15 protein-coding genes and 1 other RNA gene are annotated in these 16246 nt (G+C 66.1%); 6 read left to right on the plus strand and 10 right to left on the minus strand.

Features of this window, described 5'->3' with window-relative positions:
- Nucleotides 1–20: 20 nt before the first annotated feature.
- Nucleotides 21–542 (minus strand): nucleotide exchange factor GrpE, encoded by a 522-nt coding sequence (gene grpE, locus OSC30_RS01455; protein WP_267170046.1) that lies wholly within the window; start codon nucleotides 540–542, stop codon nucleotides 21–23.
- 82 nt (nucleotides 543–624) lie between these two features.
- Nucleotides 625–1680 carry a heat-inducible transcriptional repressor HrcA gene (gene hrcA / locus OSC30_RS01460; RefSeq protein ID WP_267170047.1) on the minus strand — a complete coding sequence of 352 codons (1056 nt, stop codon included), beginning with the start codon at nucleotides 1678–1680 and terminating at the stop codon, nucleotides 625–627.
- 144 nt (nucleotides 1681–1824) lie between these two features.
- Here hrcA and recN point away from each other — a divergent pair, with 144 nt between their 5' ends.
- The gene (gene recN / locus OSC30_RS01465) at nucleotides 1825–3498 is read left to right on the plus strand and encodes a DNA repair protein RecN (RefSeq protein WP_267170048.1); all 1674 of its coding nucleotides are present in this window, start codon (nucleotides 1825–1827) and stop codon (nucleotides 3496–3498) included.
- Nucleotides 3499–3584: 86 nt separating this feature from the next.
- Here the strand turns inward: recN and OSC30_RS01470 are convergent, their stop codons facing one another.
- Nucleotides 3585–4223: a response regulator transcription factor gene (locus tag OSC30_RS01470; RefSeq protein ID WP_267170049.1), complete on the minus strand. Its 639-nt coding sequence runs from the start codon at nucleotides 4221–4223 to the stop codon at nucleotides 3585–3587.
- A 168-nt stretch (nucleotides 4224–4391) separates the two neighbouring features.
- Between OSC30_RS01470 and OSC30_RS01475 the strand changes: the two genes are divergently transcribed.
- Nucleotides 4392–5987: an MASE1 domain-containing sensor histidine kinase gene (locus OSC30_RS01475; RefSeq protein ID WP_267170050.1), complete on the plus strand. Its 1596-nt coding sequence runs from the start codon at nucleotides 4392–4394 to the stop codon at nucleotides 5985–5987.
- 449 nt (nucleotides 5988–6436) lie between these two features.
- On the opposite strand, the gene fur is transcribed toward OSC30_RS01475, so the two are convergent.
- The gene (gene fur / locus OSC30_RS01480; RefSeq protein ID WP_267170051.1) at nucleotides 6437–6853 is read right to left on the minus strand and encodes a ferric iron uptake transcriptional regulator; all 417 of its coding nucleotides are present in this window, start codon (nucleotides 6851–6853) and stop codon (nucleotides 6437–6439) included.
- A gap of 75 nt (nucleotides 6854–6928) precedes the next feature.
- On the opposite strand from fur, the gene OSC30_RS01485 reads away from it, so the two are divergent.
- Entirely contained in the window at nucleotides 6929–7381 is a 453-nt protein-coding gene (locus OSC30_RS01485) for an outer membrane protein assembly factor BamE (protein WP_267170052.1), read from the plus strand.
- Between the two features lie 3 nt (nucleotides 7382–7384).
- Here OSC30_RS01485 and OSC30_RS01490 read toward each other — a convergent pair whose 3' ends face one another.
- Both OSC30_RS01490 and OSC30_RS01495 read right to left on the minus strand, forming a co-directional pair.
- Nucleotides 7385–7648 carry an RnfH family protein gene (locus OSC30_RS01490; RefSeq protein ID WP_267170053.1) on the minus strand — a complete coding sequence of 88 codons (264 nt, stop codon included), beginning with the start codon at nucleotides 7646–7648 and terminating at the stop codon, nucleotides 7385–7387.
- Nucleotides 7641–8069 (minus strand): type II toxin-antitoxin system RatA family toxin, encoded by a 429-nt coding sequence (locus OSC30_RS01495; RefSeq protein ID WP_267170054.1) that lies wholly within the window; start codon nucleotides 8067–8069, stop codon nucleotides 7641–7643. The genes OSC30_RS01490 and OSC30_RS01495 overlap by 8 nt, the downstream gene beginning before the upstream one ends.
- Before the next feature lie 70 nt (nucleotides 8070–8139).
- Here OSC30_RS01495 and smpB point away from each other — a divergent pair, with 70 nt between their 5' ends.
- The 3 genes from smpB (at nucleotide 8140) to OSC30_RS01510 (ending at nucleotide 10568) form a co-directional block, all read left to right on the plus strand.
- Nucleotides 8140–8631 carry an SsrA-binding protein SmpB gene (gene smpB, locus OSC30_RS01500; protein WP_267170055.1) on the plus strand — a complete coding sequence of 164 codons (492 nt, stop codon included), beginning with the start codon at nucleotides 8140–8142 and terminating at the stop codon, nucleotides 8629–8631.
- Nucleotides 8632–8720: 89 nt separating this feature from the next.
- Nucleotides 8721–9073, plus strand: a transfer-messenger RNA (tmRNA) gene (gene ssrA / locus OSC30_RS01505).
- Between the two features lie 376 nt (nucleotides 9074–9449).
- Nucleotides 9450–10568 (plus strand): TolB family protein, encoded by a 1119-nt coding sequence (locus OSC30_RS01510; RefSeq protein ID WP_267170056.1) that lies wholly within the window; start codon nucleotides 9450–9452, stop codon nucleotides 10566–10568.
- 282 nt (nucleotides 10569–10850) lie between these two features.
- Here OSC30_RS01510 and gyrA read toward each other — a convergent pair whose 3' ends face one another.
- The 4 genes from gyrA to phaC all read right to left on the minus strand — a co-directional run bounded on the left by gyrA (nucleotide 10851) and on the right by phaC (nucleotide 16245).
- Nucleotides 10851–13487 carry a DNA gyrase subunit A gene (gene gyrA, locus OSC30_RS01515; RefSeq protein ID WP_267170057.1) on the minus strand — a complete coding sequence of 879 codons (2637 nt, stop codon included), beginning with the start codon at nucleotides 13485–13487 and terminating at the stop codon, nucleotides 10851–10853.
- Nucleotides 13488–13634: 147 nt separating this feature from the next.
- Entirely contained in the window at nucleotides 13635–14045 is a 411-nt protein-coding gene (locus OSC30_RS01520) for a GtrA family protein (protein ID WP_267170058.1), read from the minus strand.
- Nucleotides 14042–15070, minus strand: a complete 1029-nt coding sequence (mtnA, locus tag OSC30_RS01525) for an S-methyl-5-thioribose-1-phosphate isomerase (RefSeq protein ID WP_267170059.1) — start codon at nucleotides 15068–15070, stop codon at nucleotides 14042–14044. Before mtnA ends, OSC30_RS01520 begins: the two co-directional genes overlap by 4 nt.
- Before the next feature lie 104 nt (nucleotides 15071–15174).
- Nucleotides 15175–16245: a class III poly(R)-hydroxyalkanoic acid synthase subunit PhaC gene (gene phaC / locus OSC30_RS01530; RefSeq protein ID WP_267170060.1), complete on the minus strand. Its 1071-nt coding sequence runs from the start codon at nucleotides 16243–16245 to the stop codon at nucleotides 15175–15177.
- Nucleotide 16246 lies beyond the last annotated feature (1 nt).

Here is a 16246-nt window from a genome sequence, read left to right on the forward strand (position 1 = left end):
CGTGTGCGGCGATCCGCTCGTCAGTCTTTGGCCACGGCGACCAGCGCCGGACGCAGCAATCGGTCGTTCAGCACATAACCCTTCTGCAACACGTTGACCACGGTGCCGGGCGGCTTGCCGGGTGCCTCGACCATGCTCACGGCATGGTGGCGCTCCGGATCGAGCGCCTGGCCGACCGGGTCGACCTGCACCAGGCCGTGGCTTTCGGCGACCTTCAACAGCGCCTTCAGGGTCAACGCCAGGCCTTCGCGCACGGCCGCGGCATCACCACTTTCGATCGCCAGGCCACGTTCGAGGCTGTCGTACACCGGAAGCAATTCGTTCAGCAGCTTCTCGTTGGCGAAACGGCGCGCCTGTTCCAGGTCGCGATGCAGGCGGCGGCGCTGGTTTTCCAGCTCCGCGTGCTCGCGCAGCACGGTTTCGCGCAACTCGGCGTTGCCCGCCTCCAATTCGGCGATGCGCGCCTGCAGGGCGTCGGTTCCCGACGCGTCCGGGGCGCCTGGCTCCTGTCCCTGTTCCGGCGTCTGCTCGTTGTTCTGCATGCATTACTCCCAAACGAAAATCCGGGCTGGCACTCCCGTGCCGGCCATCAAAGAAACTGCGGAAACCCGCCCTCCGGGGCGTTTATAGGGACGTTGCCGCCCGATTCAAGGCGTCGGTGAGCAATCCGGCCGTGGCCTGGACCACCGGAATGACGCGCTCGTAGGCCATGCGGGTGGGCCCGATCACGCCGACCGCGCCCAATACGCGCCCCTGCACACCGTAGCTGGCGGTCACGACGCTGCAGCCGTCCAGCGCCGCGAAGCCCGATTCCTCGCCGATGAACAGCCGCACGCCCGGCGCGCGGGCGCAGACCTCCATGAGTTGCAGCAGCTCGTTCTTCTTCTGGAATGCCTCGAACAGCTCGCGCAAACGCTCCAGATCGGCCAGTTCGGCGTAGCCCATCAGGTTGGTCTGGCCGCTGACCAGCACGTCGTCGCCGCCGCCCTGCGGCGCGAAGGAGGCAGCCGCCAACTCGGTGGCGCTGGCCACCAGCCGGTTGAGTTCACTGCCCGCCTCACGCAGCTCGCGCAACAGGTGGGCACGGATATCGTCCACACGCAGGCCGGCGAAATGCGTATTGAGGTAGTTGGCGGCCTGTTCCAGTTCGCGGCCGTCCAGCGGCCTGGCCAGCTGCACGATGCGGTTCTGCACCTGGTTGTCGGAAAAGACCAGGATCACCAGCACGCGCGCGTCGGGCAGCGGCACGAAGTCGATGTGGCGCAGCGGGAAGTCGCCCTGGCGCGGCACCGTGACCACACCGGCGAAATGGGTCATCGCCGAGAGCAGGGTCGAGACGTTGCCCAGCAGGTCGCGGGTGGTGGTCGGCCCGGGCGGCAGCTCGCGCTTGAGCCGGGCCATCTCCTCGCGCGGCAGCGGCTGGAGCTCGATCAGGCTGTCGACGAACAGGCGCAGGCCGCGCGGCGTGGGCACGCGCCCGGCCGAGGTGTGCGGCGAGGCGACGAGGCCGGCGTCTTCCAGGTCGGCCATGATGTTGCGGATGGTCGCCGGGCTGACATCCAGGCCCGAGGAACGCGACAGCGTGCGCGATCCCACGGGCTCGCCGTCGGCCAGGTATTGCGCGATCAAGGTGCGCAGCAGGCGGCGGGCGCGGGCGTCGAGGTCGTGGGTTCGGGTCATGCGCTGTGGCAGTCCATGAGACGGCACAGAAATAAGGTGGGAGACAGGAGTTTGCAAGAAAGCCGGCCGCGGCGGTAGCCATGTGCGGTCCGGCACGGTCCGCCGTCCTCGCCAAATGCCCTTCTGCCCGTACAATTCGACGCCATGCTCACCTCCCTTTACGTCCGCCATTTCGCCGTCGTCGAAGAAGCCGAAGTCGCCTTTGGCCCGGGCCTGACCGTGGTCAGCGGCGAAACGGGCGCCGGCAAGTCGCTGCTGGTCGACGCCCTGATGCTGCTCGCCGGTGCCCGCGCCGACAGCGGCATGGTGCGCGAGGGCTGCGATCGCGCCGAACTGATCGCCGAGTTCGACCTGTCCGCCCTTCCCGCGGCTCGCGCCTGGCTCGCGCAGGAGGAACTGGACGACGACAACGCCTGCCAGCTGCGCCGGGTGATCCGTGCCGAAGGCAGTTCGCGCGCCTGGATCAACGGCCGCCCGGCCAACGCCCGCCAGCTCGGCGAATTGGCCACCCTGCTGGTGGAAATCCACGGCCAGCACGAACACCAGGCGCTGCTCTCGCGCGGCCACCAGCTCGACCTGCTCGATGCCTACGCGGGCAACGAGCAGCCGGTGGCGCAAGTCCGCGCGCTCGCCACGCAATGGCGCGAGGTGGGCGCGCGCATCCGGCAGCTGAGCGGCGGCGACGATCGGGAACAGCGGCTGGAGCTGTTGCGCCACGAAGTCGCCGAGCTCGAGCGCTGGGCGCTTCCCTCGACCGAAATGGCCGAACTGGAAGCCAGCCACAAGCGTCTGGCGAACGCGGGACGCCTGGCCGAAGGTGCGACCGGCGTGATCGAATTGCTCGATGGCGACAGCGAGTTCGCACTACGCCGCGCATTGGGCCGTGCGCACGGCGAGCTGGGCAAACTCGCCGCCATCGACAGCCGCCTCGCGCCCTTGCTCGAGTTGCTGGACACCGCCGAAATCCAGCTCGGCGAGGCCGCTGACGGGCTCTCGCGCTATGCCCAGGACGTCGACCTCGACCCCGAGCGCTATGCCGAGGTCGATACCCACCTCGCCCGCCTGCACGAATTGGCCCGTCGTCATCGGCTGCCGGTGGCCGAACTGCACGAACGACTGGGCGCGCTGCAGGCGGAGCTGGCCGAACTGGAGGGTGCCGGCGACGCATTGGAGCGGCTCGCTGCCGAACGTGCGCGGCTGGAGCGCGACTACGCCAAGGCCGCCGATGCGCTGGGCCAGGCACGCCGCCGCGCCGCTGCACGCCTCGGCGAGGAGGTCAGCAACTTGATGGGCGAACTGGGCATGGCCGGCGGCCGGCTGGTGGTCGAGCTCGAGCCGGGCGGCGGCGACGAGCCGGACGCGCAGGGCCGCGAGCGCTGCGAGCTGCTGGTCAGTGCCAACCCGGGCCAGCCGCCGCGCGCGCTGCGCAAGGTCGCCTCCGGCGGCGAACTGGCCCGCATCAGCCTGGCCATCGAGGTGGCCACGTTGGGCAAGGACACCATCGGCTGCATGGTGTTCGACGAAGTGGACACCGGTATTGGCGGTGCCGTCGCCGAGGTGGTCGGGCAGAAGCTGCGCGCGCTCGGCGTGGAACGCCAGGTGCTCTGCGTCACGCACCTGCCGCAGGTCGCCGCGCAAGGCCACGCGCACCTGCGCGTGAGCAAGCACAGCGACGGCGACACCACCCGCACGCAGATCGAGAAGCTGGACGCGGCCGGCCGGCGCGACGAACTGGCGCGCATGCTCGGCGGCCTGGAGATATCCCGCGAAACCCGCGCCCACGCCAAACAGATGCTGGAGCGCGCGCAAAGCGCCTGAACCACGGCTGTTCCAGGAGCCCGCTTGCGCCGCGATGCCTTCGCAACTTGAAGAGCATCGCCCGCAAGCGGGCTCCTACGAAAAACCTAGCTCTTGCGTTCCGACAGCAGGCCCCGCTCGCTGGCCATGCGGTATAGGTCCAGCTCCGAACCGGCACCCAGCTTGCCCATCAGGCTGGCACGGTGGATGTAGATGGTCTTCTGCCCCACCCCGAGCGCCGCGGCTACCTGCTTGGGCGCCTTGCCCGCGGCCAGCAGCAGGAATACCTCCCGCTCGCGCGCGGTAAGCCGGTTGACCGGGTCGAGCGCCTCGCTGGGCCGCTCGGCGCGGCGCTGGCGCAGGTCCGAGCTCAGGAAGGTCTCGCCTTGCATTACCTGGCGCAGGCCGGCCACCAGCTCTTCCGGCGCGGCGCCCTTGGTCACGTAGCCGCTGGCGCCGCGGCGCAACGCCTCGGACACGTAGGGCTCGCCGTCATGCATGCTCAGAACGACGATGTGCGTGTCGGGCACCAGGCTGTGCAGGTGCTCGATCAACGGCAGCCCGCTACCGTCGGGCAGGGAAAGATCCAGCGCCACCAGATCCGGCCGACGATGGTTGATCGCCTCCACCGCGTCGTCGGCACAACGGCATTCGGCGATCACCTCCAGGTCCGGCTCCATCTCGATGAGCCGCTTGAAGCCTTCGCGGACGATGGCGTGGTCGTCGACCAGGACAATGCTGTACATGGTTCCCCACTGACGTGCAAAGTTTCGGGGCCGCGCATCACTTGCAGCACACCCGTTTCGGACGCTTCTGCGCCCTCGCCTGCGTTCGGAGTCTATAAGAAGAAGCACCGGAGCTGCCCGCGGCAGTCCGCGTGCCGGGCAGGCGACAGTCGCATGTACCATCCGCGCATGCGATCCAAGCCATTCTCCCTGCCCGAGTCGGGCCCGCTGCTGGGCGTGTTTTACGTACTGTTGTGGCTGGCGCTGCTGCCTACCCAGCAGCCCTACTGGATGCTCCCCTTCGGCCTGCGCTTCGCTGCGTTGCTGATCGTGCCGGTTCGCCAGTGGTTCTGGCTGCTGGGGCTGGAACTGGCCGCCACGGCGATCCTGGACCTGCGCTCGGGCCTGCCGATGGGTTGGGAAACCTTCGTCATCGGCGACCTGCCCGAACCGCTGATCATGGCGGTGGGCCTGTGGCTGCTGCGCAGGGTCAACCTGCACGCCAGCCTGCGCGACCCGGAGGAAGCCACCCGCCTGCTGCTGTCGGCAGTACTGGTGGTGGGCGCGGTGGCGGCCATCGACGCGGCGCTGCTGGCGGTGCTCCATGAGAGCGCGGCTCCCGCGGCGATGGTGCGCGCGCTGGGACGCGAACTGCTCGGCAACTATCTGGGCGCGCTGCTGGTGGCGCCGCTGTCGATCATGCTGCTGCGCGCCCGCCCCAACCGGAAGATGGTGGCCAGCCTGGTCATGGACGGGCTGCTGGTGATGCTGCCGGCGATGGCGCTGCTGCTGATGTTGTCCGAGCACGCCGCGCCACAGCCCGAATTCGCCCGCGTGCTCTCGCTGGCACCGGTGCTGTTCTTCGCCTTCCGCCACGGCTGGCGCGGAGCGACCCTGGCGATGCTGGTGTCCTGCCTGGGCATGACCGCCGTCGACCACCAGCCCGGCCACGCACAGAGCGCCGCCGGTTATCTGTTCCTGGCCGTGGCCGGCACCGGCGCCCTGATGCTCGGCGCGGCGACCGACGCCCTGCGCCGCAGCAGCGAGCGGGTGGCCGAACAGAACGTCTACCTGGGCGCGGTCAACCGCCGCCTGGACCAGCTCGCCCGCCAGCTGCGCGACGCCGCCCGCGGCAACCTGCAGGCCGAGGAGAACCAGCGCCGCCACATGGCCGCCGAATTGCACGACGAACTGGGCCAGAACATCACTGCCATCCAGACCCACATGAAGCTGGCCCAAGTGCGCCTGCGCCAGGCCGGGCTGGAGGACATCAGCGTCTCGATCAACACCATCCTGGGCTACATGCGACGCGCCCTGCATCGCCTGCTGGACGACCTGCGCCCTGCGGTGCTGGATGAGTTCGGTTTGCTGCGCGCGCTGGACGAGGGTCCGATCCGCGACCTGCTGACCACCGCCGGCATCGCCTTCCACACCGACATGCGCGGCGATCCGCGGCTGCTCGACGAGGACACCCGCACGGCGGTGTACCGCCTGGTACAGGAAAGTGCCACCAACGCGGTCAAGCACGCCCAGGCCAGCGAGTTCCGCCTGCGCCTGCGCATCGGCGAACGCCACGGAACGGTGCTGGCGCTGCTGGATATCCGCGACGACGGGGTCGGCCTGCCCAGCCGCCTGCCCCGCGGCGGACGCGGCCTGCAAGGCATGCGTGACCGGGTCACATCGCTGGGGGGCCTGTTCCGACTACGGCCGGACCGCCAGGGCGTGCATTTTCGCGTTTTGTTGCGGAGCAGCACGCCCGGCCGCGACGCAACGCGCCTCACCTAGGAATTTTTCCAATACCGCAATCGTGAACACATCGTTAGCATCTGTTCCATCGATGTGGGGGAGGCCGCCATCGCAAGATGGCGTGCCGTGGTCACCGTGGGGACGGTGGCCACGAAGAACGGCAGGATGCCGTTCCGCCGGTACCAACGGCGCCACCAGGCCAGCGAGCAATTCGCACAGTCTAGGCGCCAAGTGGTAACGGATCAGCCGTGGGTGGACAGGAGTCCTCCCGCGGCTTTTTTTTGGTTCACCGCGCCCGTACGGGAACCCAGACACGAAGCACTGTACGAGCCCACTTGCGGGCGATGCCCTCAGCTCTGGTTCCGGCAAGCCAAAAAAGGCCTGATTCCCGCCCGATGAGAGCCAAGGCAAGCTTTCTCCCCGGCTCTCCCACTCCAGGCGGGGAGAAGGATTTACGCGTTCCGAGACACAAGCCTGCAGAGGACCTGTCAGCGGGTCTTGCCTTTCGGCCGCACGTACAGCACGAGGCTGTGATCCTCCAGCACATAGCCGTGCTTGGCGGCGATCTCGTGCTGAAGACGCTCGATTTCCTCGCTGACGAACTCGATGACCTTGCCGCTGTCTACGTCGATCATATGGTCGTGGTGCTTGCCGCGGTCGAGCTCGTAGACGGCCTGGCCGCCTTCGAAGTTGTGCTTGACCACGATGCCCGCGGCCTCGAACTGGGTGAGTACGCGATAAACCGTGGCCAGCCCGATGTCTTCCTGGTCCGCCAGCAGTTTCTTGTAGACGCCTTCGGCGGTGAGGTGCTGGACGCCCTCTTCCTCGAAGATTTGCAGGATCCGCATGCGCGGGTGGGTGACCTTCAGGCCGACCCGGCGCAACTCTCTGGTTTCCTGTTCCATGGCAGGCTCCACGCACGGCGCTGTAGGGCCGTTAGTGTATCATCGACACCTTCACGATCCGGACGCAAACAACGCATGCACAAGCTGATTCGCACGCTCGGTTCCGCCCTTTTGGTGCTCTCGCTGGCGGGCTGCGGACTGGTCTACGTTCCCAACGTGCAACAGGGCAATTTCCTCGACAAGAAAGACGTCGATCAGCTCAAGCCAGGCATGACCAAGCATCAGGTGCTGGTGCTGCTGGGCTCACCCTCGGTCCACACGCCTTTCAACCAGAACCGCTGGGATTACGTCTCCACCCAGCAGCACCGCGGCGGCGCGATCAAGATCCGCACCTTCACGCTGACGTTCAACAACGACACGCTGGTGCGCACCGAGGGCGACTTCTTCGCGCAGGATCCGGAGCAGATGCTCAAGGACAGCGAGAAGTACCATGCCACCTATCCGGTCGACGAAACCAAGGGCGACAAGGACATGACCGGCGATGACGACGCCAGCTCGCCGCCGCAGGGCGACAGCGGCACGCCCTGACCGTCAGCGGGCGCGGCGACGCCGCGCCTCTTTCGGATCCAGCAACAGCGGCCGGTAGACCTCCACCCGGTCGCCATCGCGCAACGGTTGCCCGAGCGGTACGCGCCTGCCGAAGATGCCCAGCTGTTGCGGGTCGATCTGAACGTCCTCGCCAAGCTGCGCCGCCTCGATCGCATCGGCCACGGTCGCCCCATCGGCCAGCGCCACCCGCTTGAGCAGCATGCGCCGCGGCAGTGCCATCACGACCTCCACCACGATCTCAACCATACGTGCGCTGAGCCTCGCGACCGAAGTCCTCGACCATTTTCGTCGCGAGTCCCTGAAAGCCCAGCTTGATGGCGCCGGCCCCCAGGCCCACGTAATCGAAATCCAGCGCAAAGGCGATCTTGCACCCCTGCTCGCCCAGCGCGACGAATTCCCACAGTCCGTCCAGGCTGCGGAACGGTCCCTCCACCAACTGCATGTGCAGGCGTTTCGGGGGCGCGGTGGTGTTGCGGGTGGTGAAGCTCTGTTTCAAGCCGGCGAACTTGAGATCCAGCCGCGCCACCAGCACATCCCCCTCGCGCTCGAGCACCCGCGCGCCGGCACACCAGGAGAAGCGCTTTGGGTATGCTTCGACATCGTTGACCAGATCGAACATTTGCGCCGGCGTGTAATTGACCAGGGCGCTTCGTCGGATTTCGATCACGGTAACCTCATTTTTTCACACCGGGTGCGACAGCTTTCGTCGCACCCGCAAAGGCGCAATTCTACCGGACATGGCAAAAGCGAAGGACAAGGACAAGCACGCCGGCGGCACCATCGCGCTCAACAAGCGCGCCCGCCACGAGTACCACATCGACGAACGCTACGAGGCGGGTATCGCCTTGCAGGGTTGGGAGTTGAAGGCGCTGCGCGCCGGACGGATCAACTTCGGCGACGGCTATGCGGTGGTGCTCAAGGGCGAAATCTTCCTGATCGGCACCTCCATTCCCCCGCTGATCAGCGCATCCACCCACGTGATCGCCGAGGACCGCCGCACCCGCAAGCTGCTGCTGCACAAGCAGGAGATCGACCAGCTCATCGGCGCGGTCGAGCGCAAGGGCTACACCCTGGTGCCTATCGCGATGTACTGGAAGGGAAACAAGGTCAAGGTGGAGATCGGCTTGGCGCGTGGCAAGCAGGCGCACGACAAGCGCGACGCGGAAAAGGAGCGCGACTGGCAGCGCGAGAAGCAGCGCACCATGCGCGCGCACAACCGCGACGCCTGAACGGCGGCCGGCGAGCGCGACGTGTGCATTGAAGTGCGCTCGCCCGGCCCCATATACTTGTTCGACTGACCAGCTCGTACGTTTTCCCCGGGGGTGTCCTGGCTTCGACGGGGGTAGTGAGATGGCTTGGTGCATGCCGAGGGGGCAGCTTTCCTCGTAAATCCAGCCGCAAACTCATAGTTGCCAACGACGACAACTACGCTCTGGCCGCTTAAGGCCTAGCCCCGAACCCACTTGTGCCTGTGCTCGTGGATGTAGGGTCATCATCACGGGATCGCCCGAAGCTGCCGCCTGTCGGCCAAGGGTCAAATCAAGCAGGCTGGTCCTTCGGCGCGCTTCGCACACCGTGCTGCCGCGGGACGAGATCCAACGGTGAGCTAAGCATGTAGTACCGGGCGTCAAGCGCCTTCGGACGCGGGTTCGACTCCCGCCACCTCCACCATCCGAAAGAAAAACCAGCCCACGAGGCTGGTTTTTTTTGTCCGATGCCAAACGCCCGCCTCGACCGGGACGAGGGCCGCGATGCGTAAAGAAGCCGAGCGCCGGACCACCTTCGCATTCGGCCGACCGGGCAGCAAACCATAGCTTTCCCAGGCGAGCGTTACTAACCCGTTGGATCCACCGAGCGATTCGCACGAAGCTTTTGCGAGACGGGTACATCCGATGGGTGCTTGAACCGCATCCCCTGAACGAATGCATAACGGTCACGACTCCGCGCGCAGAGTTCCGCGATGCCGATATCGTTGGGGGCACCAGGCACGCATCCACGCGTGACCGGGGACGCACGGCTACGCCAGGATCATCGGGGAGGAACATCCATGAACATGTGCAGGTCTGCCGCTCCGTTTTGTGCCCTTCTGCTTACTTCCTTGTGCTTCCCACCCGTCGGTCACGCTGCCGCGAGCCAGCGTTCGGTTCAACATTCGAGCGAATCCATTTTGTTCACTCGATCTGTTGAGCATGCTGATCGGTTCGATCCGCACGAAGGCAGCGGATTGTTCCGGGTCAACCCGAACAACGGAAAGGTAATTCAGCTCACGCCAGTGGTGCTGGACCTCTACAACCGGGAAGGGAGCTGGTCGCCCCGCGGGGGCAGCATCGCTTACGTCCACTTCACCGCAGCCACCCGCGACCGGGCACAGATCTTCGTGATGGATCGGCAGGGCAATTCCCGGCGCATCACCCGGGGAGCGGGGTCTCACGAAGCACCGGCATGGGGGCCAGGCGCCAGGATCGCGTACATCACCGATTTCGGTAACCAGAAGTGCGTTTCACTGGTGCATTCGGATGGCAGCAACCAGCGCCAGCTGTTCTGCCCATCTCGCGCGTGGCAGATCGCCAGGCTCAAGTGGTCGCAAGACGGCAAGAACATCTATGTCGAGGTCGGACATGAAACAGCCCCCTTCAACTGGCATTCCAATATCTGGCGAATCAATGTGGCGACGAACCTGGTGACCAAACTGTTCAGTTTCGACTCTTACTGGAGAGGGTTTGTCGAAATCTCGGACGATGGCAGCCGCGCGATCTACACGGACGCCGGCCCGGAAGACACTGCGATGCTCGCCGACCTTGTTACGGGCGACACGAAGATTCTCCAGGGCGATATCCACGGCGCGGTGTTTTCCCACGATGGCCGCCACATAGCGTTCAGCCGATTCGAAGCCGCCAACGGCGCGATCTATCTGTCTCCCTTTGTCATGAATGCGGACGGCACGAACCAGCATCGGGTTATCGACACTCCCATACCGAGGGCGTCGTACACCGTGATCGCATGGTCAAAAGACAATTGCCACATCCTGGTGGATCCCCATCTGGACCAACAGGACGAGGAAGGCAACAATGCAGGCGCGCGCGTCTGGATCATCGACGTCGCAAGCCACGCAGTGGCCAAGATCGCCCGCGGCACGCCGAACGCCGGAAGTTGGTACGAACCGTAGAAGCGTGCCGGCGAGGAACACACGAGCCGAGGCGGCCTGAATCATGCGCGGCACTCGGCACCCGGCACTTGGACCGCTCGCCCAGGACCATCACCGCCAGGCCAAACTCCCTGCACCACTTGTGGGCGATGCCCCCATCGTCCACAAGCGTGCTTCCACGACTCCCACACGTCATGCATCGGAACGGAATCGTGGTGGTCAAGGCACTGTTGCATCTGCCCGGAGGGGTCCCAGGAGAAAGCCCCGGCAAGGCCGGGGCTTTCTTCATCCTGCGTCGCAGGATCAGCTCTCTTGCGTGCCCTCTTCCGTCGGTGCGGCGGCTTCCGCGATGGGGCCTTCCGGCGCCGGGCCTTCCGGCGTCACGCCCTCGGCCGCTTCGGCGTCGTCGCCGTTGCTTTCCTCCGCTTCCAGCCGCACCACGCTGACCAGGCTTTCATCGGACGGCAGGCGGATCAGGGTGACGCCCTGAGTGTTGCGCCCCAACTGGGAGATTTCGCCGACGCGCGTACGCACCAGCGTGCCCTGGTTGGAGATCAGCATCACCTCGTGCTCCTCGGTGACCTGCACTGCGGCTACCAGCGGGCCGTTGCGTTCGGAGCACTGGATGCCGATCACGCCCTGCGTGCCGCGGCCCTTCTTGGTGAACTCCTCCAGCGGCGTGCGCTTGCCGTAGCCGTGTTCGGTGGCGGTGAGGACGTCACCGTCGGCGGCGACGATCAGCGACACCACGTGGGCGTCCTCCGCCAGGCGCATGCCACGCACGCCGGTGGCGGTGCGCCCCATCGAGCGCACGGTGTTCTCGTCGAAGCGGTTGACCTTGCCATTGGAGGCAAACAGCAGGATGTCGCTATTGCCGTTGGTGATGGCCACGTCGACCAGCGCATCGCCCTCGTCCAGGTTGATCGCGATCTTGCCGCGCTGGAGCTGGAAGGCGAACTCGGTCAGCGGCGTCTTCTTCACCGTGCCGCTGCGGGTGGCGAAAAACACGTAGCACTCGGGGCTGTATTCGCGGATCGGCAGTACCGCCTGCACCTTCTCGCCCTCGGCCAGCGGCAGCAGGTTGACGATCGGTTTGCCGCGCGCGCCCGGGCCGGCCTCGGGCATCTGGTAGACCTTGAGCCAGTAGACCCGGCCGGTGCTGGTGAAGGTCAGCAGCGTGTCGTGGGTGTTGACCACCCACAGCTGCTCGACGACATCCTCGTCCTTCAGCGCCGAGGCCGAGCGTCCCTTGCCGCCGCGCCGCTGCGAGCGATACGTGCTGGCAGGCTGGCGCTTGACGTAGCCGGTATGCGACAACGTGACGACCATGTCTTCCGGCGCGATCAGGTCGAGGACGTTCAGGTCTTCCTGCGAATGCTGGATCTCGGTGCGGCGTGCGTCGCCGAACTCGGCCTTGACCGCTTCCAGCTCCTCGCGGATCAGCTTGAGCAGCACTTCCGGGTTCTCGAGGATCTCGATCAGGCCGCGGATGGTTTCCAGGATCTGGCGATACTCGTCCGACAGCTTTTCCTGCTCCAGCCCGGTCAGGCGATGCAGTCGCATGGCCAGGATTTCCTGCGCCTGCACCTCGGAAAGCTGGTAGCCGTCGGTCTTCAGGCCGTCGCGCGGGTCCATGTCTTCCGGCCGCGAGGCACCGGCGCCGGCGGCGGAAAGCAACGCACCGACCATGCCTGGCTGCCACTTGCGCGCCAGCATGCGTTCGCGCGCCTCGGCCGGCGAGGCGGAGCTGCGGATCAGCTCGATCATCTCGTCGATGTTGGCCAGCGCGACGGTGAGACCTTCGAGGATATGCGCGCGGGCGCGCGCCTTGCGCAGCTCGAAGATCGTGCGACGGGTCACCACTTCGCGGCGGTGGCGGATGAAGGCCTCGAGGATTTCCTTGAGGTTGAGCAGGCGCGGCTGGCCGTCCAGCAGCGCCACCATGTTGATGCCGAAGGTGACCTGCAACTGGGTCTGCAGGAACAGGTTGTTGAGCACCACGTCGCCCATGGCGTCGCGGCGCACCTCGATCACGATGCGCATGCCGTCCTTGTCGGACTCGTCGCGCAACTCGCTGATGCCCTCGAGCTTCTTTTCCTTGACCAGCTCGGCGATCTTCTCGATCAGCCGCGCCTTGTTCACCTGGTACGGCAGTTCGTGGACCAGGATCGTTTCGCGGCCGTTGGCTTCGGTCTCGATCTCGGCGCGCGCGCGCACCAGGATGCGGCCGCGGCCAGTGCGATATGCCTCGACGATGCCGGCGGCGCCGTTGATGATGCCCGCGGTCGGAAAGTCGGGGCCGGGGATGTGCTGCATCAGATCATCGATCGACAGCGAGGGCTCGTCGATCAACGCGATGGTACCGGCGATCACCTCGTTGAGGTTGTGCGGCGGCACGTTGGTGGCCATGCCCACGGCGATGCCGGCCGAACCGTTGATCAGCAGCGTCGGCACGCGGGTGGGCAACACCAGCGGCTCGCTCTCGCTCTCATCGTAGTTGGGGCCGAAGTCGACGGTTTCCTTGTCGATGTCGGCCAGCAGCTCGTGCGTGAGGCGCGACATGCGCACTTCGGTGTAACGCATCGCCGCGGCGTTGTCGCCATCGACCGAACCGAAGTTGCCCTGGCCGTCGACCAGCATGTAGCGCAGCGAGAAGGGCTGGGCCATGCGCACGATCGCGTCGTAGACGGAAGCATCGCCATGCGGATGGTATTTACCAATGACGTCACCGACCACGCGGGCCGATTTCTTGTAGGGCTTGTTCCAGACATTGCCCAGTTCGTTCATCGCGTAGAGCACGCGACGATGCACGGGCTTCAGGCCGTCGCGCACATCCGGAAGGGCGCGTCCCACGATCACGCTCATGGCGTAATCGAGGTAGCTCTGGCGCATCTCGTCTTCGATATTGACGCGGATGACTTCTTTGGCGAGTTCTGCCATCAATCGGCTTCCCAGTGGCTTCCATGGAACAAAAAGGCCGCGCAGACGGACGCTTCATGCGCGCGGCTGCGCGGCCCTCAAGCAATCGTGAAATTGTATCACGAATGCGCCCGGAAAGCCCTTATTTTAGCGTTTCAAATCAATAAGTTAGGCGGTCGGTTTTGGACGCCGGAAAAGCACGCCGCGCGCGGTCGAAAAATTGACCAGCGCGGCCACCGCCGAACCGGCCGCCACAGCCAGCGCCGGCCATCGCTGCAATGGCTCGAAGGCCAGCAGCAGCGACGCATAGATTGCGTAGTTCACACAGGCACCCACGCCCATCAGGGCCAGCCAGTGCAACCATTCGATGGCCACCGGGCGGCCGCTGGCGCGATGGGCGAAGGTGTGCCGGCGGTTCCAGCCCCAGGTCACCGTGGCCGCCAACAGGAACGACAGCACCCGCGCAAGGTACGGATTCCAGCCACCCCAGGCGACCAGCGCCTGTACCGTGCCGGCGTCGACGATGAGACCGAGGACGCCGCCGATGGCGAACAACCCGGCCTCGCGGCGCAGCCTCACCGGCCGAACACCGCCTGCATCACGGCGGTGTTCGGTCGTTCGATCACGCCACGCTCGGTGACGATGGCATCGATCAGCTCCGCCGGGGTCACGTCGAATACCGGGTTCCAGGCCTGCGCGCCTTCGACCACCATGCGGCGGCCACCGGTGGAGAGCAGTTCGTCCGCGTGGCGCAGTTCGATCTCGATGGTCTCGCCGTCGGGCGTGGCCATGTCCACGGTCGAGGACGGTGCCACCACCATGAACTTCACCCCATGGTGGCGCGCGGCGATGGCCAGTTGGTAGGTGCCGATCTTGTTGGCGGTATCGCCGTTGGCGGCGATGCGGTCGGCGCCGACGATTACCCATTGGACCTTGCCCGAACGCATCAGGTGCGCGGCCGCCGAGTCGGCAATCAGGTGCGCGGGAATCCTGTCGCGCACCAGTTCATACATGGTCAGGCGGGCGCCCTGTTGCCAGGGGCGTGTCTCGCCGGCGAACACTTCTTCGATGCGGCCGGCTTCCACGCCTGCGCGAATCACGCCCAGCGCGGTACCGTAGCCTGCGGTGGCCAGCGAGCCGGTGTTGCAGTGGGTGAGCACACCCGAGCCCGGTGCGATCAGCGCGGCGCCGAGTGCGCCCATGTGCCGGTTGGCGGCCAGGTCCTCGTCCTGGATCGCCTGTGCCTCGCGCTCGAGCGCAGCGGCATCCGCGCCTGCCGCGATGCTCCTCTTCATGCGGTCGAGCGCCCACATCAGGTTGACCGCGGTGGGCCGGGCCGCCCGCAGCGTCGCCAGCACGTCATCGAGCGGCGCGCCCTGCTGCGCCGCCAGCACGACACCCCAGGCGGCAGCGATTCCGATCGCGGGCGCGCCGCGCACGGCCAGGTCGCGAATGGCCTGGGTCACCTGATCGGTGTCACGGCATTCGATCCAGCGCTCTTCGGCCGGCAACAGGCGCTGGTCGAGCAGGCACAGGCAATCGCCGCGCCACTGCACGGCGCGGATGGTGTCGTGCTCGCGGAGGGAATCGGTGGAGGTGTTCATGAGCGCATTTGCGGAGCGGAGAAGACGGGAAAGCCTAGCATGCGCACCGTCGCCGCCTCCCCTTGTAGGAGCCCACTTGTGAGCCCCTACAAAAGGCGTTGCCCTCAGCCGTCGTGCTCGCGCAGCCAGCGGTGAATGGCAGGGGGCACTTCGCGCTGCGCGCGTCCGGATACGTAGATGCCGATGTGGCCCCCCTTGAAGGCCAGCTCGGTGTAATCCTCGCTGCCGATATGGTGGCCGAGAGCACGCGAGGCGTCGGGCGGGACCAGGTGGTCCTGTTCCGCGTAGATATTGAGCACCGGTTGGGTGATGCGCGCCAGATCCACCGACTTGCCGCCGATGGTGAGACCGCCCTTGACCAGCTTGTTGGCCTGGAAAAAGAACTTGACGAACTCGCGGAAAGCCTCGCCGGCCTGGTCGGGCGAATCGAAGATCCAGCGCTCCATGCGCAGGAAGTTTTCGAGCTCCTTCGGGTTGTCCAGGATGCCGACCAGATTGACGTATTTCTGCTGCAGCAGCCGCACCGGCTTGAGCGTCAGGTAGACCCAGTTCATCAGTGCGGCGGGAATGTTGCCCAGGGTGTCGACGAATAGGTCCACGTCGATGTCGCGCGCCCAGTGCGAAAGCATGTTGTCCGGCGTGTGGTAGTCCACCGGCGTGACCATGGTGACCAGGTTGCGCACCCTGGCCGGATGCAGCGCGGCGTAGCACAACGAGAACGCACCGCCCTGGCAGATGCCGAGCAGGTCGATCGCCTCAACGCCGGCCTGCGCGCGCACGACGTCCACACAGCGGTCGAGGTAGCCGTCGATGTAGTCCTCCAGCGTGAGCCAGCGATCGGCGCCGTCCGGGTAGCCCCAGTCGATCAGGTAGACGTCCTCGCCCTGCGCGAGCAGGTTGCGCACCAGTGACCGGTCGGTCTGCAGGTCGGTCATCCAGACCGTGTTGACCAGGGCGTAGACGATCAACAGTGGCGTGTTCGAAGTCGGTTCGCGCTCGCCGCGCATGCGCCAGAGGGTGAGCTTGTCCTCGCGGTAAACCAGCTCGCGCGGGGTATCGGCGTACGTCGGCTCCGCCAGGCCGCGCAGGCTCGCGGCGCCGGCTGCCAGCTTGCGCTGGAAGGCGGTGATTTCCTCGAGGATCCGGGCGGGATCCAGCGTTCCTGGCATATGCATG

Source organism: Frateuria hangzhouensis, assembly GCF_026410505.1.
In the GTDB taxonomy this organism is placed as follows: Bacteria; Pseudomonadota; Gammaproteobacteria; order Xanthomonadales; family Rhodanobacteraceae; genus Frateuria_A; species Frateuria_A hangzhouensis.

What these genes read in the sequence shown, in the direction of transcription:
- grpE (WP_267170046.1), bottom strand. Translation starts at nt 542, where the DNA reads ATGCAGAACAACGAGCAGACGCCGGAACAGGGACAGGAGCCAGGCGCC.
- hrcA (WP_267170047.1), bottom strand. Translation starts at nt 1,680, where the DNA reads ATGACCCGAACCCACGACCTCGACGCCCGCGCCCGCCGCCTGCTGCGC.
- recN (WP_267170048.1), top strand. Translation starts at nt 1,825, where the DNA reads ATGCTCACCTCCCTTTACGTCCGCCATTTCGCCGTCGTCGAAGAAGCC.
- OSC30_RS01470 (WP_267170049.1), bottom strand. Translation starts at nt 4,223, where the DNA reads ATGTACAGCATTGTCCTGGTCGACGACCACGCCATCGTCCGCGAAGGC.
- OSC30_RS01475 (WP_267170050.1), top strand. Translation starts at nt 4,392, where the DNA reads ATGCGATCCAAGCCATTCTCCCTGCCCGAGTCGGGCCCGCTGCTGGGC.
- fur (WP_267170051.1), bottom strand. Translation starts at nt 6,853, where the DNA reads ATGGAACAGGAAACCAGAGAGTTGCGCCGGGTCGGCCTGAAGGTCACC.
- OSC30_RS01485 (WP_267170052.1), top strand. Translation starts at nt 6,929, where the DNA reads ATGCACAAGCTGATTCGCACGCTCGGTTCCGCCCTTTTGGTGCTCTCG.
- OSC30_RS01490 (WP_267170053.1), bottom strand. Translation starts at nt 7,648, where the DNA reads ATGGTTGAGATCGTGGTGGAGGTCGTGATGGCACTGCCGCGGCGCATG.
- smpB (WP_267170055.1), top strand. Translation starts at nt 8,140, where the DNA reads ATGGCAAAAGCGAAGGACAAGGACAAGCACGCCGGCGGCACCATCGCG.
- OSC30_RS01510 (WP_267170056.1), top strand. Translation starts at nt 9,450, where the DNA reads ATGAACATGTGCAGGTCTGCCGCTCCGTTTTGTGCCCTTCTGCTTACT.
- gyrA (WP_267170057.1), bottom strand. Translation starts at nt 13,487, where the DNA reads ATGGCAGAACTCGCCAAAGAAGTCATCCGCGTCAATATCGAAGACGAG.
- mtnA (WP_267170059.1), bottom strand. Translation starts at nt 15,070, where the DNA reads ATGAACACCTCCACCGATTCCCTCCGCGAGCACGACACCATCCGCGCC.
- phaC (WP_267170060.1), bottom strand. Translation starts at nt 16,245, where the DNA reads ATGCATATGCCAGGAACGCTGGATCCCGCCCGGATCCTCGAGGAAATC.